A 16291-nucleotide genomic window follows, 5' to 3' on the forward strand; every position below is an offset into this window, starting at 1 on the left:
TTGAGGACTTGACCATGAGTTACCCGGGACACCCCGTCGACGCCCCGCTGACCGTCGACGCCCCGCCGGCAGGAGCCCGCGCGCACCTGTTCAACGACCGTACGGTGGACCACTACCGGACCTCGCTGGCGCGCGGTGTCGACCGGGTGGCCACCCGGATCGCGGGCGCCGAGCGGCCGTTCAGCGGGATATCCCCCGACGAGCTGGCCCCCGGGCTGGCCGGGATCGACCTGGAGCGGCCGCTCGGTGACATCGCGGGCGCGCTCGACGAGTTGGAGGACGTCTACCTGCGGGACGCCGTCTACTTCCACCACCCGCGCTACCTGGCCCACCTCAACTGCCCCGTGGTCATACCGGCGTTGCTCGGCGAGGCGGTGCTCAGCGCGGTCAACTCCTCGCTGGACACCTGGGACCAGAGCGCCGGCGGCACCCTGATCGAGCGCCGGCTGATCGACTGGACGGCCGAGCGGGTCGGGCTCGGTCCGGACGCCGACGGGGTGTTCACCAGCGGTGGCTCACAGTCCAACTTCCAGGCCCTGCTGCTGGCCCGCGAGGAGGCCTGCGCGGCCGGCTCCCGCTCCGAACTGCTGCCCCGGCTGCGGATCCTGGCCTCCGAGGCCGGCCACTTCAGCGTGCAGAAGTCGGCCAAGATGCTCGGCCTCGCCCCGGACGCCGTGATCACGGTGGCCACCGACCAGGACCGCCGGATGCGGCCCGCCGTGCTCGCCCGCGAGCTCGACCGCTGTCGCCGCGAGGGGCTGCTGGTGATGGCCGTGGTCGCCACCGCCGGCACCACCGACTTCGGCTCCATCGACCCGCTGCCGCAGCTCGCCGAGGTGTGCGCGGCGGCCGGGGTGTGGCTGCACGTGGACGCCGCGTACGGCTGCGGCCTGCTGGTCTCGCCCACCCGCCGGCACCTGCTGGACGGCATCGAGCGGGCCGACTCGGTGACCGTCGACTTCCACAAGTCCTTCTTCCAGCCGGTCAGTTCGAGCGCCCTGCTGGTGCGCGACCGAGCCGTGCTGCGGCACGCCACCTACCACGCCGACTACCTCAACCCGGCCCGGATGGCCGAGCGGCGGATCCCCAACCAGGTCGACAAGAGCATCCAGACCACCCGCCGGTTCGACGCCCTCAAGCTCTGGCTGACCCTGCGCGTGATGGGCGCGGACGCGGTCGGCGAGCTCTTCGACGAGGTGGTGGACCGCGCCGCCGACGCCTACGACCTGCTCAGCGCCGACCCGCGCTTCGAGGTGGTCACCAGGTCACAGCTGAGCACCGTGGTCTTCCGCTACCTGCCGCCGGCCGGTCCGGAGCGCGAACTCGCCGACGACGCCAACCTGTTCGCCCGCGAGGCGCTGGCCGCCTCCGGCGCGGCCGTGGTCGCCGGCACCAAGGTGGACGGCCGGCACTTCCTCAAGTTCACCCTGCTCAACCCCGAGACCACGCTGGACGACATCGCCCAGGTACTCGACCTGCTCGCCGAGCACGCCGGCGGCTACCTGCGCGCGAAGACCGCCGCCGAGCCGGTCCGCCGAGCCGGCTGAACCACCGCCCCCCGAACACCCTCCGCACGGGAGACCCGCATGTCCACCCACGATTTCATCGCCATCGGGCTCGGCCCCTACAACCTGGGCCTGGCCTGCCTCACCGAGCCGATCGGCGAGCTCGACGGCCTGTTCCTGGAGAGCAAGCCGGACTTCGACTGGCACCCCGGCATGCTGCTGGAGTCCGCCACCCTGCAGACGCCCTTCCTCGCCGACCTGGTCACCCTGGCCGACCCCAGCTCGCCCTACTCGTTCCTCAGCTACCTGAAGGAGACCGGGCGGCTCTACCCCTTCTACATCCGCGAGCGGTTCTACCCGGTGCGCACCGAGTACAACGCCTACTGCCGTTGGGCCGCCGGCAAGCTGCGCAGCATACGCTTCGGCCACGAGGTCACCTCGGTCGAGTACGACGAGCACGAGGGCCACTACGCCGTGCACGCCCGGCAGTCCGGCACCGGCGAGACCGTCGTCCACCACGCCCGGCACCTGGTGCTCGGTACCGGAACCCCGCCCCACCTGCCCGAGGCCTGCCAGGGCCTGGGCGGCGACTTCGTGCACAACTCGGCCTACCTGGAGCACAAGGCGGCGCTGCAGGCCAAGCGCAGCATCACCGTGGTCGGCAGCGGCCAGAGCGCGGCGGAGATCTACCACGACCTGCTCGCGGACACCGACACCGACGGCTACCGGCTGAACTGGGTCACCCGCTCGCCGCGCTTCTTCCCGCTCGAATACACCAAGCTCACGCTGGAGATGACCTCCCCCGAGTACGTGGACTACTTCCACGCCCTGCCGGAGGAGACCCGCTACCGCCTGGAGGCCGAGCAGAAGGGCCTGTTCAAGGGCATCGACGCCGAACTCGTCAACGACATCTACGACCTGCTCTACCAGAAGAGCCTGGGCGGCCCGGTACCCACCCGGCTGTTCACCAACACCGCGCTGACCAGCGCGGGTTATGACGAGGCGAGCGGCGGCTACCGGCTCGGGCTCCACCACGTCGAGCAGGGGCGGGAGTTCGCGCTCGACACCGAGGGCCTGGTGCTGGCCACCGGCTACCGCTACCGCCCACCGGCGTTCCTGGAACCGGTCCGCGACCGGATCCGCTGGGACCGGCACGGCCGCTTCGACGTCGCCCGCAACTACAGCATCGACGTCACCTGCCGCGGCATCTTCCTGCAGAACGCCGGGACCCACGCCCACAGCATCACCTCGCCCGACCTCGGCATGGGCCCCTACCGCAACTCCTGGATCATCCGCGAGCTGCTCGGCCGCGAGCACTACCCGATCGAGAAGACCATCGCCTTCCAGGAGTTCGGCGCGCCGCAGGGGGTGGTCGCGTGAGCGTGAGCGTGAGCACCACCGTCTTCCGGCGCCACGACGACCGGCTCGGCGAATTCGAGCTGCGCCCGCTCGACCCGGAGGCCGACGCCGCCCTGCTGCACGGCTGGGTGACCCACCCCAAGGCGGCCTTCTGGATGATGCTCGACGCCGACCTGGACCAGGTCCGCGCCGAGTACCGCCGGATCGCCGACGCCGCCGGCCACGACGCCTTCCTGGGCCTCGTCGACGGCCGGCCGTCCTTCCTCGCCGAGCGCTACGACCCGGCCAGGGTCGAGCTGGTCGGCCTGTACGACCCGGAGCCGGGCGACGTCGGCATGCACTTCCTCTGCGCGCCCACCGACACCCCGCGGCACGGCTTCACCCGAGCCGTCCTCGGCACCGTGATGGCCTGGCTCTTCGCCGACCCGACCACCCACCGGGTGGTGGTCGAGCCGGACGTCCGCAACACCGCCGTCCAGGCGCTCAACGCCGCGGTCGGCTTCACCCCGCTGCGCACCATCCACAAGCCCGAGAAGGACGCCCTGCTCAGCATCTGCACCAGGGACCGGTTCCTCGCCACCCAAGGAGCATCCACGTGCTGACCCCGTCCACCGGCGACCCGCGCACCACCGACCCGGTGGCGGCCACCGCCCACCTGACCCCGGCCGCCTGGGCGCGCGCCAACCGCCTGCTGGTCCGCAAGGCGCTGGCCGAGTTCTCGCACGAGCGGCTGCTCGTCCCCGAGCCGACCGCACCGGGCCACTACGCCGTGCGCGGCGACGACGGCACGGTGGAGTACCGCTTCGCCGCCCGACGGCTCAGCCTGGACCACTGGCAGATCGACCCGGACAGTCTCAGCCGCCACCGCGGCGAGGTCGAACTCCCGCTCGACGCGCTGGACTTCTGCCTGGAGCTGCGCGACACGCTGGGCCTGACCGACCGGATCCTGCCGGTCTACCTGGAGGAGATCGGCGCCACCCTGGCCGGCACCGCCTACAAGCTCGGCAAGCCGCCGGTCAGCGCCGCGGAGCTCGCCAAGGCCGACTTCCAGGCCATCGAGAGCGGGATGACCGAGGGCCACCCCGGCTTCGTGGCCAACAACGGGCGGATCGGCTTCGGCGGCGACGAGTACCACGCCTACGCGCCGGAGGCCGCCGCCCCCATCCGGCTGATCTGGCTGGCCGCCCACCGCGACCACGCGACCTTCAGCTGCTGCGCCGACCTCGACTACGACCGGCTGATCGACGCCGAACTCGGCGCGGACACCCGGGCCCGGTTCGCCGACACGCTGACCGGCCTGGGCCTCGACCCCGACGACTACCTGCTGCTCCCGGTGCACCCCTGGCAGTGGTGGCACAAGCTGTCGGTCACCTTCGCCGCCGAGCTCGGCAACCGGCGCCTGGTCTGCCTCGGCCCGGGCGAGGACGAGTACCTCGCCCAGCAGTCGATCCGGACCCTCTTCAACCGCAGCCACCCGGACCGGCACTACGTCAAGACCGCCGTCTCGGTGCTCAACATGGGCTTCATGCGCGGACTTTCGGCCGCCTACATGGAGGGCACCCCGGCCATCAACGACTGGCTGGCCGAACTGATCGCCGGTGACGAGGTGTTGCGCGGCACCGGGCTGACCATCATCCGCGAGCGGGCCGCCATCGGCTACCGGCACCGGCAGTTCGAGACCGCCACCGACCGGTACTCGCCGTACCGCAAGATGCTCGCCGCGCTCTGGCGGGAGAGCCCGGTCACCGCGGTGGAGCCGGGTCGGCGGCTGGCCACCATGGCCTCGCTGCTGCACACCGACCGGGACGGCCGCTCCTTCGCCGCCGCGCTGATCGAGCAGTCCGGGCTGGCCCCCGAGCGGTGGCTGCGCCGCTACCTCGACGCCTACCTCAGGCCGCTGCTGCACAGCTTCTACGCCTACGGGCTGGTCTTCATGCCGCACGGCGAGAACGTCATCCTGGTGCTGGACGGCGGCACCGTCGAGCGGGCGATCTTCAAGGACATCGCCGAGGAGATCGCGGTGATGGACCCGGACACCCAACTGCCGCCGCAGGTACGGCGGATCCAAGTGGAGGTACCCGAGGAACTCCAGCTGCTCTCCATCTTCACCGACGTCTTCGACTGCTTCTTCCGCCACCTCAACGCGATCCTCACCACCGAGGGCGTACTGGACGAGGACACCTTCTGGCGCACCGTCGCCGAGTGCGTCCACGACTACCGGGACGCCGTCCCGCAGTTGGCCGACCGGCTGCGCCGATTCGACCTGTTCGCCGAGGAGTTCGCACTCTCCTGCCTCAACCGGCTGCAACTGCGCGACAACCAGCAGATGGTCGACCTGGCCGACCCGTCCGGCGCCCTCCAGCTGGCCGGCACGCTGCGGAACCCGATCGCCCGCTTCGGGCCCCGACCGTGACGGTCAACCCCGTCCCCGCCAGGCGGTGGTGGGCACTCGCGGTGCTCTGCCTGGCCCAACTCGCCGTGCTGCTCGACAACACCGTGCTCACCGTGGCCGTGCCCACCCTCAGCCGGGATCTGGGCGCCGGCACCGCCGACGTGCAGTGGATGGTCAACGCCTACTCGCTGGTCCAGGCCGGCCTGCTGCTCGCGGCCGGCAGTGCCGCCGACCGCTACGGCCGGCGCCGGCTGCTGCTGGCCGGGCTGGCGGTCTTCGGCCTCGGCTCGCTGGCGGCCGGACTCGCCCACTCCACCGGCCAGTTGATCGCGGCCCGGGCGGGCATGGGGGTCGGCGGCGCGCTGCTGCTCACCACCACCCTGGCGTTGGTGATGCAGCTCTTCGACGAGACCGAGCGCTCCCGGGCGATCGGCGCCTGGAGCGCCGTCAACGCCCTGGGCTTCGCGGCCGGCCCGCCGATCGGCGGCCTGGTGCTGGCGCACTTCCACTGGGGTGCGATCTTCCTGCTCAACCTGCCGATCGTGCTGCTCGGCCTGGTCGCCGCCCCGCTGCTGGTCCCGGAGTCGCGCGGCTCCGGGGCCGGCCGGCCCGACCTGCCCGGGGCGCTGCTCTCCAGCACCGGGCTGGCCGCGGTCGTCTACGCGATCACCGCGGCACCCGGGCACGGCTGGTCGGCCCCCCGGGTGCTGCTCCCGGCCCTCGGTGGCGCCCTGCTGCTCGCCGCCTTCGCCCAGTGGCAGCGGCGGGCCCGGCACCCGATGCTGGACCCGCGCTTCCTCCGCGACCGGCGCTTCCTGGGCGCGGTCGCGGGCGTGCTGCTGATCACCTTCGGCAGCGCTGGCGTGCTCTTCCTGCTCGCCCAGCAGCTGCAGTTCGTCCGGGGTTACCCGCCGCTGGAGGCGGGCCTGCGGATGGCGCCCTTCGCGCTCACCGTGGTCGTGCTCAACCTGGCCGGGCTCGCCGGCCGGCTGATCCGGCGGCTCGGATCACCGGGCGCCATCGCGCTCGGCATGGCCCTGCTGGCCGGCGGGTTCGCGGTGGCCGCCCGCTCCGGACCGGACGGCTACCCCGTGCTGCTGCTCGGGCTGGTGCTGATGGGCGCCGGCTGCGCGCTCGCCAACCCGGCCATCGTCGAGGCGGTGCTGGGCGCGATCCCGCCGGACCGGGCCGGCGCGGGGGCCGGGATCGACGCCACCCTGGCCGAGATCGGCAGCAGCCTCGGCGTGGCCGTCCTCGGCGCGGTGCAGAACGCCCGGTTCGGTTCCCTGCTGCCCGCCTCGCTGACCGGCGCCGGCTCCCTCCCGGCCGCCCAGGCCGCCGCCCCCACCGCCACCGACCGCACCGCCGTGCTGACCGCCTTCGCCTCCAGCGTCGAGACCGCCCAACTCGCGGGCGCGACCGCCGTGCTGGCCGGCGGCTGCCTCACCGCCCTGCTCCTCCGCCGAGCCGGCCGGCGCTGAGCCGGCCAGCCGTGGCCCGACCGGCTCCGACCGGGCCACAGCCGGAGCGGCGTGTCCGCGCGCGCCGACCGCACACCCGGCGAGCGCGGACACTCCGTCCGGATCCCCCCGCGCGCTCCCCCTATTCCTGCCCGGCAACCACCCCGATCGGCCTAGGGGCTGACACCCCGACGGGCCCCTGGGCGGGCACGAACGAGCCGCTCGGCCCGGGCGCCGGCCCCGTCACCCGGTGCGGCACTCCCCGCACCCGGGAGTGCAGCGAGGGAAACGTCACACCGTAGGGGTCTGCTGCGGCCCTGCTCACCCGCATTAACCTTCCCCCATGACGGTCCTGCCCGAAGGGCTTCCTCTGGCCGCCGAGTTCCCGGATGCAACCCGTGAGCAGTGGCAACGTCTTGTCGAAGGCGTGCTGCGCAAGTCAGGTGCGCAGAACGTGACCGGCACGGACGCCGAGGAGGCGCTCACCACTCAGCTCCAGGACGGCCTGCGCGCCCGTCCGCTGTACACCGCCGAGGACGCCCCGGCCGATGCCGGCTACCCCGGCTTCCCACCGTTCGTGCGAGGCGGCCGCCCGGAGGGCTCGGCCATCGCCGGCTGGGACATCCGGCAGCGGCACGCCGACCCGGATCCCCGGCGCACCAACGAGGCGATGCTGGCCGACCTGGCGAACGGGGTCACCTCCCTCTGGCTGGCGGTCGGTGCGGCGGGCCTGCCGGTCGCCGACCTGCCGGCCGCCCTGGACGGCGTGTACCTCGACCTGGCCGCCGTGGTGCTCGACGCCGGCGCCGACTTCACTCCCGCCGCCGAGCGCTTGCTCGCCCTCCTGACCGAGCGCGGCGTCCCGGCCGAGGCGGCCGCGGGCAACCTCGGCGCGGACCCGCTGGCCCTGCTCGCCCGCACCGGCGAGGCCGAGGCCACCTCGGCCCACCTCACGGAGGCCGCCGAGCTGGCGGCGCGCTGCGCCCGGACGTACCCCGGCCTGCGCGCGCTCACCGTCGACTCGCTGGCCTACCACGACGCCGGCGCCTCGGCCGCCCAGGAACTCGGCTGCTCGCTGGCCACCGGCGTGGCCTACCTGCGTCTGCTGACCGCCGCCGGGCTGTCCGTGGACGCGGCCGCCGGACAGCTGGAGTTCCGCTACGCCGCCACCGAGGACCAGTTCCTCACCATCGCCAAGTTCCGCGCCGCCCGCCGGCTCTGGGCCCGGGTGGTGCAGGCCTGCGGTGCCCCGGGCGAGGCGGCGGCGCAGCGCCAGCACGCGGTGACCTCCAGCGTGATGATGACCGAGCGTGACCCGTGGGTGAACATGCTGCGCACCACGGTGGCCTGCCTGGCCGCCGGGGTGGGCGGCGCGGACTCCGTCACCGTGCTCCCCTTCGACGAGGCCGTCGGCCTGCCGGACGCCTTCGCCCGCCGGATCGCCCGCAACACCCAGTCGATCCTGCTGGAGGAGTCGCACCTGGCCCGGGTGGTGGACCCGGCCGGCGGCTCCTGGTACGTGGAGCGGCTCACCGACGAGCTGGCGCACGCCGCCTGGGCCTGGTTCCAGGAGATCGAGCGGGCCGGCGGCCAGCGGGCGGCCCTCGACTCCGGGCTGATCGGCGAGCGGATCGCCGAGACCTGGGCGAAGCGCTCGGTCGCGCTGGCCAAGCGGCGCGAGCCGGTCACCGGCGTCAGCGAGTTCCCCAACCTCGGCGAGCAGCCGCTGGTCCGCGAGCCAGCACCGGCGCCGCTCGGCGGCGGGCTGCCCCGGGTGCGCCGCGCCCAGGCGTACGAGGCGCTGCGCGCCCGCTCGGACGCGCGGCTGGCCGCGACCGGCGCCCGGCCGCGGCTCTTCCTGGCCTCGATCGGCTCGGCGGCCGTGCACACCGCCCGTTCGACCTTCGCCGCCAACCTCTTCCAGGCCGGCGGCATCGAGACCGTCGCCGCCGAGGGCGTCGAGGCGGCCGCGCTGGCCGAGGCCTTCGCCGCGAGCGGGGCGACCGTCGCCTGCCTGTGCTCCGGCGACCAGCAGTACGCGGAACACGCCGAGGCCGTCGCCAAGGCGCTGAAGGCCGCCGGCGCCGCGAAGGTGCTGCTGGCGGGACGACCGGGAGAGCTGGGCGAGGCGTACCGGCGCGCGGGCGTCGACGAGTTCGTCTTCGTGGGCTGCGACGCGGTCGCGGTCCTCTCCACCCTCCTCGACGAGATCGGAGCGGCGGGATGATCCCCGACTTCACCACCATCGGCCTGGACGGGAACCCTGCCGAGGTCAGCGGCGAGCGGTGGCGGTCCGCCTGGCGGCAGGCCACCGGCCGGGACGTCGAGGAGCAGCTCTGGGAGACCCCGGAGGGCATCGGCGTCAAGCCGCTGTACACCGGTGAGGACCTGGCCGGGCTGGACTTCCTGGGCACCTACCCGGGTGTCGCGCCGTACCTGCGCGGACCGTACCCGACGATGTACGTCAACCAGCCGTGGACGGTCCGCCAGTACGCGGGGTTCTCCACCGCCGAGGAGTCCAACGCCTTCTACCGCCGCAACCTGGCCGCCGGCCAGAAGGGCCTGTCGGTCGCCTTCGACCTGCCGACCCACCGCGGCTACGACAGCGACCACCCGCGGGTGACCGGTGACGTCGGCATGGCGGGCGTGGCCATCGACTCGATCTACGACATGCGCCAGCTCTTCGACGGCATCCCGCTGGACCGGATGTCGGTGTCGATGACCATGAACGGCGCGGTGCTGCCGGTGCTGGCGCTGTACATCGTGGCGGCGGAGGAGCAGGGGGTGCCGCCCGAGAAGCTGGCGGGGACCATCCAGAACGACATCCTCAAGGAGTTCATGGTCCGCAACACCTACATCTATCCGCCGCAACCGTCGATGCGGATCATCTCCGACATCTTCGCCTACACCTCGCAGCGGATGCCGCGCTACAACTCGATCTCCATCTCCGGCTACCACATCCAGGAGGCCGGTGCCACGGCCGACCTGGAGCTGGCCTACACCCTGGCCGACGGCGTGGAGTACCTGCGGGCCGGCCTCGGCGCGGGCCTGGACGTGGACGCCTTCGCACCCCGGCTGTCGTTCTTCTGGGCGATCGGCATGAACTTCTTCATGGAGATCGCCAAGCTGCGGGCGGCCCGCCTGCTGTGGGCCAAGCTGGTCGGCCAGTTCGACCCGAAGAACACCAAGTCGCTCTCGCTGCGCACCCATTCGCAGACCTCCGGCTGGTCGCTCACCGCACAGGACGTCTTCAACAACGTCACCCGCACCTGCGTGGAGGCGATGGCCGCCACCCAGGGCCACACCCAGTCGCTGCACACCAACGCCCTCGACGAGGCGCTGGCCCTGCCGACCGACTTCTCGGCGCGGATCGCCCGCAACACCCAGCTGATGCTCCAGCAGGAGTCGGGCACCTGCCGGGTGATCGACCCGTGGGGCGGCAGCGCGTACGTCGAGAAGCTCACCCACGACCTGGCCCGCCGTACCTGGCAGCACATCCAGGAGGTGGAGGCGGCCGGCGGCATGGCCAAGGCGATCGACGCCGGCATCCCGAAGCTGCGCGTGGAGGAGGCCGCCGCCCGTACCCAGGCGCGGATCGACTCCGGCCGCCAGCCGGTGATCGGCGTCAACAAGTACCGGGTCGCCAACGACGAGCAGATCGACGTGCTCAAGGTCGACAACTCCTCGGTCCGTGCCCAGCAGGTCGAGAAGCTGCGGCGGCTGCGGGCCGAGCGCGACGAGGCCGTGTGCCAGGACGCCTTGCGCGCGCTGACCGCCGCGGCCGAGTCCGGCCCGCGGGGCGGCGGTTCGCTGGAGGGCAACCTGCTCGCCCTCGCGGTGGACGCCGCCCGGGCCAAGGCGACCGTCGGCGAGATCTCCGACGCCCTGGAGAAGGTGTACGGGCGGCACTCCGGCCAGATCCGTACCATCTCCGGTGTGTACCGAGACGAGGCAGGACCGTCCGAGGGCGTGCAGCGCACCCGCGAGCTGGTCGAGAGATTCGAGGAGGCCGAGGGCCGGCGCCCGCGCATCCTGGTCGCGAAGATGGGCCAGGACGGGCACGACCGCGGCCAGAAGGTGATCGCCACGGCCTTCGCCGACCTCGGCTTCACCGTCGACGTCGGACCGCTCTTCCAGACCCCGGCCGAGGTGGCGCGTCAGGCGGTGGAGGCCGACGTGCACATCGTCGGTGTCTCCTCGCTCGCCGCCGGGCACCTGACCCTGGTGCCGGCGCTGCGCACCGAACTCGCCGAGGCCGGACGGGAGGACATCACCATCGTGGTCGGTGGCGTCATCCCGCCGCAGGACTTCGACGCGCTGTACGAGGCCGGCGCCGCCGCGGTCTTCCCGCCCGGCACGGTCATCCCGGACGCGGCCCACGACCTGCTGAGGACGCTCGCCGCCGACCTCGGCCACGAGTTGTGAGCCGCTGAACCGATGGCACCTCGGACGATCGATCTCGACCGTTACCGGCAGGGTGTGCTGGAGGGCTCGCGCGCCTGGATCGCGCGAGCCATCACCCTCGTCGAGTCCACCCGGCCCGACCACCGCGAACTGGCCCAGCGGCTGCTGGTCGACCTGCTGCCGCACTCCGGCCAGGCGGTTCGGGTCGGCATCACCGGCGTGCCCGGCGTGGGCAAGTCGACCTTCATCGAAGCGCTCGGCACCATGCTCACCGGCCGCGGCCACCGGGTCGCGGTGCTCGCCGTCGACCCGACCTCCAGCCGCACCGGCGGTTCCATCCTGGGCGACAAGACCCGGATGGAGAAGCTCGCCGTCGACCCGAACGCCTTCGTCCGCCCCTCCCCCACCTCCGGCACGCTGGGCGGGGTGGCCCGCGCCACCCGGGAGTCCATGGTCGTGATGGAAGCCGCCGGTTACGACGTCGTCCTGGTCGAGACGGTGGGCGTCGGGCAGTCGGAGACCACGGTGGCCAACATGGTCGACTCCTTCCTGCTGCTCACCCTGGCCCGAACCGGCGACCAGCTCCAGGGCATCAAGAAGGGCGTCCTGGAACTGGCCGACCTGGTCGCCGTCAACAAGGCGGACGGCCCGCACGAGACCGACGCCCGCGCCGCGGCACGGGAGTTGGCCGGCGCGCTGCGGTTGCTCCAGGCCCCGGACGCGGCCTGGACCCCGCCGGTGCTCACCTGCAGCGGCCGCGACGGCACCGGTCTCGACACCGTGTGGGAACGCCTCGAGCAGCACCGCCGGCTCCTCGACGCCACCGGCTCGCTGACCGCCAAGCGCCGCGACCAGCAGGTCGACTGGACCTGGGCGATGGTCCACGACCAGCTCCTCGCCCAACTCCGCGAACACCCCGAAGTCCGGCGCATCACACCGGAGTTGGAGCAACAGGTCCGGGACGGCAGGCTGACCGCGACGCTGGCCGCCCAGCGCATCCTGACCGGCTTCCGCGCACTCCCCTGACGCGTTCCTCCGCACCCCGACCCGCACCCCCGGCAGCCGCGCCGCGGAGTGACCGGGCGCCCGGCGGGGTAGGGCTGCGGGGAGCGTCGGAGCGAGGAGCGGGAGGGCGGGCATGGAGCTGCCGCTGGCGGGGGTCACCGTGGTCGCGCTGGAGCAGGCGGTCGCCGCGCCGTTGGCGACCCGGCACCTGGCCGATCTGGGGGCCCGGGTGGTCAAGGTGGAGCGGCCGGACGGCGGGGACTTCGCGCGGGCCTACGACCACAGCGTGGGCGGTCTGGCCAGCCACTTCGTCTGGTTGAACCGGGGCAAGGAGTCGATCACCCTGGACCTCGGGACGCCGGCCGGCCGGGCGGTGCTCGCCGACCTGGTGGCCGGCGCCGACGTCTTCGTGCAGAACCTGTCGCCCGGCGCCGCGGCCCGGCTCGGCTTCGGCGCCGGGACGCTGCGGGCCCGTCACCCGCGCCTGGTCACGGTGGACCTCTCCGGCTACGGCACCGGCGGCCCGTACCAGGACCGGCGGGCCTACGACATGCTGATCCAGTGCGAGACCGGCCTCGCCTCGGTGACCGGGCCGCCGGACCGGCCGGCCAAGACCGGCGTGCCGACCTCGGACATCGCGGCGGGCATGTACGCGCTGTCGGGCACGCTGGCCGCGCTGGTCGGCCGGGCCAGGACCGGGGTGGGCAGCGCCGTGGAGGTCGCGATGTTCGAGGCGACCGCCGAATGGCTGGGCTACCAGCTGCACCACACCCAGGCGACCGGCCGCACGCCGGAGCGGGCCGGCCTGTCCCACCCGGCGATCGCACCCTACGACGCCTATCCGACCGCCGACGGCCAGGAGGTGCTGATCGGCATCCAGAACGACCGGGAGTGGGCCCGGTTCGCCGCGGGATTCCTGAACCGCCCGGAGCTGGCGGACGATCCGCGGTGGGCGACCAACGTGGCCCGGGTACGGCGGCGCCGGCTGGTGGACGCGACGGTGGGTGGCCGGACCGCGACCATGACGGCGGTCGAGGCGCTCCGCCTGTTGGACGAACTGGCCATCGCCTGCGCCCGGTTGAACGACGTCGGCGACCTGCTGCGGCATGCGCAGCTGGCCGCCCGGGACCGCTGGCGGCCGGTGGCCACCCCGGCGGGCGAAGTCCGCGGACTGCTGCCGCCGTTCGGCTTCGCGGGGCTCGAGCTGCCGATGGGCCCGGTGCCGGCGCTGGGTGAGCACACCGCGGCCGTGCTGGCCTCGCTCGGTTACCCACCGGCCCGGATCGCCCAACTGCGCACGGCCGGTGCGCTGGGGCCGGCCGAGTAGCAGCACGGCGCCCCGGTCGCCCGCCGGGGCGGGGACCGGGGCGCGCGGGCCCGGCCGGGTGCGCTGCCTCAGCTGTTGCGCAGGACCTCGGCCAGGTACATCCCGCAGCTGGCGTTCTGGATGCCGTTGGCCGCGATCCAGTAGCCGGCCGGCGTCGGGGAGTCGGCGCAGGCGGTGATGCCGTTGTAGACGGTGTTCAGCCGGCCGCCCAGGTACATGCCGCAGGACGCGATCTGGTAGTTGGCGGTGATCACGTAGCCCGCCGGGATCGGCGAGTTGCCGCAGAACTGCATGCCGTTGGAAGCGGTGTTGATGTTGCCGCCCAGGTAGATGCCACAGGGCCCGAACTGGTAGTTGGCGGTGATCACGTAGCCCGCCGGGATCGGCGAGTTGCCGCAGATCTGGCTGCCGTTGCCCGCGACGTGGAGCACCTCGGCGTACCACTGGGCACAGGTGCTGTTCGGGCCCTCACTGGTGATCACGTACCCGCTGGGGATGGACCCGTTGGAGTTGCCGCAGATCTGGATGCCGTTGTAGACCGTGTTGATCCGGCCGGTCTGGTAGGGGCCGCAGCTGTTGGTGGTGTAGGTCGAGGTGATCACGTACGGACTGGGAACCGGGCCGTTCTCGCAGACCTGCAGCCCGTTGGACGGGGGCTGGATGGTCTCGGTCAGGTAGCCGCCGGTACAGCTGTTGGTCAGTGTCTCCGAGACGATCACCTGACCGGGCGGCACCTGGACACTGCCGCAGATGGTGGCGGCCTGCGCGGCGCCGGCGAAGAAGACGACCCCACCGGCCACCAGGGTGAGCGCGGACAACAGGCGGGCCAGCCACATACCGATGGACTTCATGCACTTCTCACTTTCTCTCGGCTGAGCGCGACGGTAGTGGCACCGCCCGATCCCCCGCCGCCACCCGTTCGGGGGGCTTGCCCGGGTGGCCCGCCGGCCGGCGGTCAGGGATCCAGCCCGTCCTCGCGGACCCGGCGGGCCAGGTCGGTCTTGGTGTACGTGGGGCGCCCCACCCGCTGGTACTTGGCCTTGACCCGGTCCAGGTAGTCCTTGGCGGTGTTCGGGGTGATGCCGGCCCGGCGGGCGGCGGACTTGAGGGTGAGCCCCGAGGCGTAGTCGAGCAGCACCTGGAGTTCGCGCGGGGCGAGTTGGGGCCGCTCGGGCCGGTCGTCGTGGACGCAGGCGAAGGCCAGCTCGGGCGAGTGCGCGCTGCCGTCGGTGGCGATCTGCCTGATCGCGGTGACCAGGGTGGGCAGGTCGTTGTCCTTCGTGAGGTAGCCGTCGGCGCCGGCGGCCAGGGCGGCGAGGATCCGGTGCCGGTCGGGCACGGTGCTGATCACCAGGACCCGGCTGCCGGCCGCGCGCAGCCGGCGGATGTTGTCGGCCGGGAGCGAGCCGTCCCGCAGCACCAGGTCGAGCAGCACCACGGCGGCGGGGTGGGCGCGGGGCCCGCCGGCCGCGCCTGCGAGCAACTCCGGCACCGTGGCGGCGACCGCGACCACCCGGACCTCGGGCTCCTGGCGCAGCCAGCAGCGCATCCCGTCCAACAGCATCCGGTCGTCGTCCACCACCGCGACCGTGATCACGCCGGCCACCGCAGCTCCACACAGGTGCCCTCGCCCGGCGCGCTGTCCACCGCGGCTCGTCCGCCGGCCTCGCGCAACCGGGCGTGCACCGAGCGGCGCAGCCCGAAGCCGGGGTGGGTGCGGGCCGGATCGAAGCCCGTGCCCTGGTCGGCCACGGTGATCCGGATTCCGTCCGCGGTGCCGGTGGCGGTGAGGTGGGCGCGGCGGGTGCCGGCGTGCCGCAGCACGTTGGTGAGCGCCTCGCCGGACGCCGCGGCCAGCGCGGCCGCCACCTCACCGGGGAGCTCGGGCAGCGCCCGGTACTGGGCGGTGACCGTGAGGCCCAGCTCCTCGACGGAACGGACCACCTGCTCCAGGGCCGCGCCGATCTCGGGGCGGCCACCGGGCTCGGTGCCGCGCTGGATCAGCCGGCGCAGGTAGGCGGCGTCGCGGGCGCAGCGCTCGCGTACCGGGGCGGTGTTGGCGTCCACCCCGCCGGCCGCGATCACGGTGAGAGTGGCCAGCACGGTGTCGTGCAGGGCCCGGTGGTGGTCCAGCCGCTCGGCGTACCGGGCCCGTTCGGCCTCGGCGGCCAGCGCGCGCCGGGTGGCGGCGTCGAGCAGCCGGCCCTGGCGGCGCAGGTACCACCAGAAGACCCGGGCGAGCACGGCCGAGGAGGCCAGCGCGTTGAGGTCGCCGGCGAGGACGGCCGGACCCGAGTGAACCAGCTGATGCCAGCAGAGATGAACGGCTGCCAGCAGCAGGACCGCGCCGAGCGCCCGGCGCCCGGAGCCGGCGACGGCCGCCGTGGCGCCCGCCGAGCCACCGAGCAGCAGCACCCAGGCGGCCTGGGTCGGGGTTGCCCCGGCGGAGCTCCAGCCGACCGCCGCGAACGGCAGCAGGCAGCCGCTGACCAGCACGTCCAGCCAGACCAGCCGCTCGTCGAGGGCGCCGTCGCGCAACGCCCGTCCGTGCACCAGGACGCTGCAGACCACCGCGGCGCCGAGGACCGTCCAGGCCCCGGGCCGGCTCCGCTCGTGCTCGGCGACGGCGAGCAGACCGCCGGTCAGATGGCTCGCCCGGTAGAGGCCGGTGGCCAGGATCAGGAACGACCGGGCTCGCTGGAGCCCCGAGCCGGGAGAAGGCTGCCGATGCACGTTCATACAGTACGACCGGCATCAGCCAGAATAAATCGTTTGCGCGCCACGGCCGAACCGATACGATCGGTCGGGTTCCTGCCCGGCTGGGCTGCCGAGGATCTTC

General features: G+C 73.2%; 12 protein-coding genes. 9 read left to right on the plus strand and 3 right to left on the minus strand.

Annotated features, from left to right (window positions below; genetic code table 11):
- Nucleotides 1-14: 14 nt before the first annotated feature.
- The 9 genes from ACIGXM_RS20540 to ACIGXM_RS20580 all read left to right on the plus strand — a co-directional run bounded on the left by ACIGXM_RS20540 (nucleotide 15) and on the right by ACIGXM_RS20580 (nucleotide 13452).
- On the plus strand, nucleotides 15-1547 hold the full coding sequence (locus tag ACIGXM_RS20540) for a pyridoxal phosphate-dependent decarboxylase family protein (protein WP_396562850.1): 1533 nt from the start codon (nucleotides 15-17) through the stop codon (nucleotides 1545-1547).
- A 39-nt stretch (nucleotides 1548-1586) separates the two neighbouring features.
- Nucleotides 1587-2885 (plus strand): lysine N(6)-hydroxylase/L-ornithine N(5)-oxygenase family protein, encoded by a 1299-nt coding sequence (locus ACIGXM_RS20545; RefSeq protein WP_396562852.1) that lies wholly within the window; start codon nucleotides 1587-1589, stop codon nucleotides 2883-2885.
- Nucleotides 2882-3466 carry a GNAT family N-acetyltransferase gene (locus tag ACIGXM_RS20550; protein ID WP_396562854.1) on the plus strand — a complete coding sequence of 195 codons (585 nt, stop codon included), beginning with the start codon at nucleotides 2882-2884 and terminating at the stop codon, nucleotides 3464-3466. Before ACIGXM_RS20545 ends, ACIGXM_RS20550 begins: the two co-directional genes overlap by 4 nt.
- Nucleotides 3460-5277: an IucA/IucC family protein gene (locus tag ACIGXM_RS20555; protein ID WP_396562856.1), complete on the plus strand. Its 1818-nt coding sequence runs from the start codon at nucleotides 3460-3462 to the stop codon at nucleotides 5275-5277. Before ACIGXM_RS20550 ends, ACIGXM_RS20555 begins: the two co-directional genes overlap by 7 nt.
- On the plus strand, nucleotides 5274-6737 hold the full coding sequence (locus ACIGXM_RS20560; RefSeq protein ID WP_396562858.1) for an MFS transporter: 1464 nt from the start codon (nucleotides 5274-5276) through the stop codon (nucleotides 6735-6737). Before ACIGXM_RS20555 ends, ACIGXM_RS20560 begins: the two co-directional genes overlap by 4 nt.
- 322 nt (nucleotides 6738-7059) lie before the next feature.
- Complete coding sequence (gene mutA, locus ACIGXM_RS20565; protein WP_396562860.1) at nucleotides 7060-8943, plus strand: methylmalonyl-CoA mutase small subunit; 1884 nt, start codon at nucleotides 7060-7062, stop codon at nucleotides 8941-8943.
- Nucleotides 8940-11141: a methylmalonyl-CoA mutase gene (gene scpA / locus ACIGXM_RS20570; RefSeq protein ID WP_396562862.1), complete on the plus strand. Its 2202-nt coding sequence runs from the start codon at nucleotides 8940-8942 to the stop codon at nucleotides 11139-11141. Before mutA ends, scpA begins: the two co-directional genes overlap by 4 nt.
- A 12-nt stretch (nucleotides 11142-11153) precedes the next feature.
- Nucleotides 11154-12146 (plus strand): methylmalonyl Co-A mutase-associated GTPase MeaB, encoded by a 993-nt coding sequence (gene meaB / locus ACIGXM_RS20575; RefSeq protein WP_396562864.1) that lies wholly within the window; start codon nucleotides 11154-11156, stop codon nucleotides 12144-12146.
- Nucleotides 12147-12258: 112 nt separating this feature from the next.
- The gene (locus ACIGXM_RS20580; protein ID WP_396562866.1) at nucleotides 12259-13452 is read left to right on the plus strand and encodes a CaiB/BaiF CoA transferase family protein; all 1194 of its coding nucleotides are present in this window, start codon (nucleotides 12259-12261) and stop codon (nucleotides 13450-13452) included.
- 68 nt (nucleotides 13453-13520) lie between these two features.
- Here the strand turns inward: ACIGXM_RS20580 and ACIGXM_RS20585 are convergent, their stop codons facing one another.
- The 3 genes from ACIGXM_RS20585 to ACIGXM_RS20595 all read right to left on the minus strand — a co-directional run bounded on the left by ACIGXM_RS20585 (nucleotide 13521) and on the right by ACIGXM_RS20595 (nucleotide 16185).
- Nucleotides 13521-14303, minus strand: a complete 783-nt coding sequence (locus ACIGXM_RS20585) for a hypothetical protein (protein WP_396562868.1) — start codon at nucleotides 14301-14303, stop codon at nucleotides 13521-13523.
- A 104-nt stretch (nucleotides 14304-14407) separates the two neighbouring features.
- Nucleotides 14408-15058: a response regulator gene (locus ACIGXM_RS20590; protein ID WP_396562870.1), complete on the minus strand. Its 651-nt coding sequence runs from the start codon at nucleotides 15056-15058 to the stop codon at nucleotides 14408-14410.
- A complete protein-coding gene (locus ACIGXM_RS20595; protein WP_396562872.1) occupies nucleotides 15046-16185 on the minus strand; it encodes a sensor histidine kinase in 1140 nt (379 codons plus the stop codon). Before ACIGXM_RS20595 ends, ACIGXM_RS20590 begins: the two co-directional genes overlap by 13 nt.
- Nucleotides 16186-16291 lie beyond the last annotated feature (106 nt).

Source organism: Kitasatospora sp. NPDC052896 (assembly GCF_044547075.1).
Classification (GTDB): domain Bacteria; phylum Actinomycetota; class Actinomycetes; order Streptomycetales; family Streptomycetaceae; genus Kitasatospora.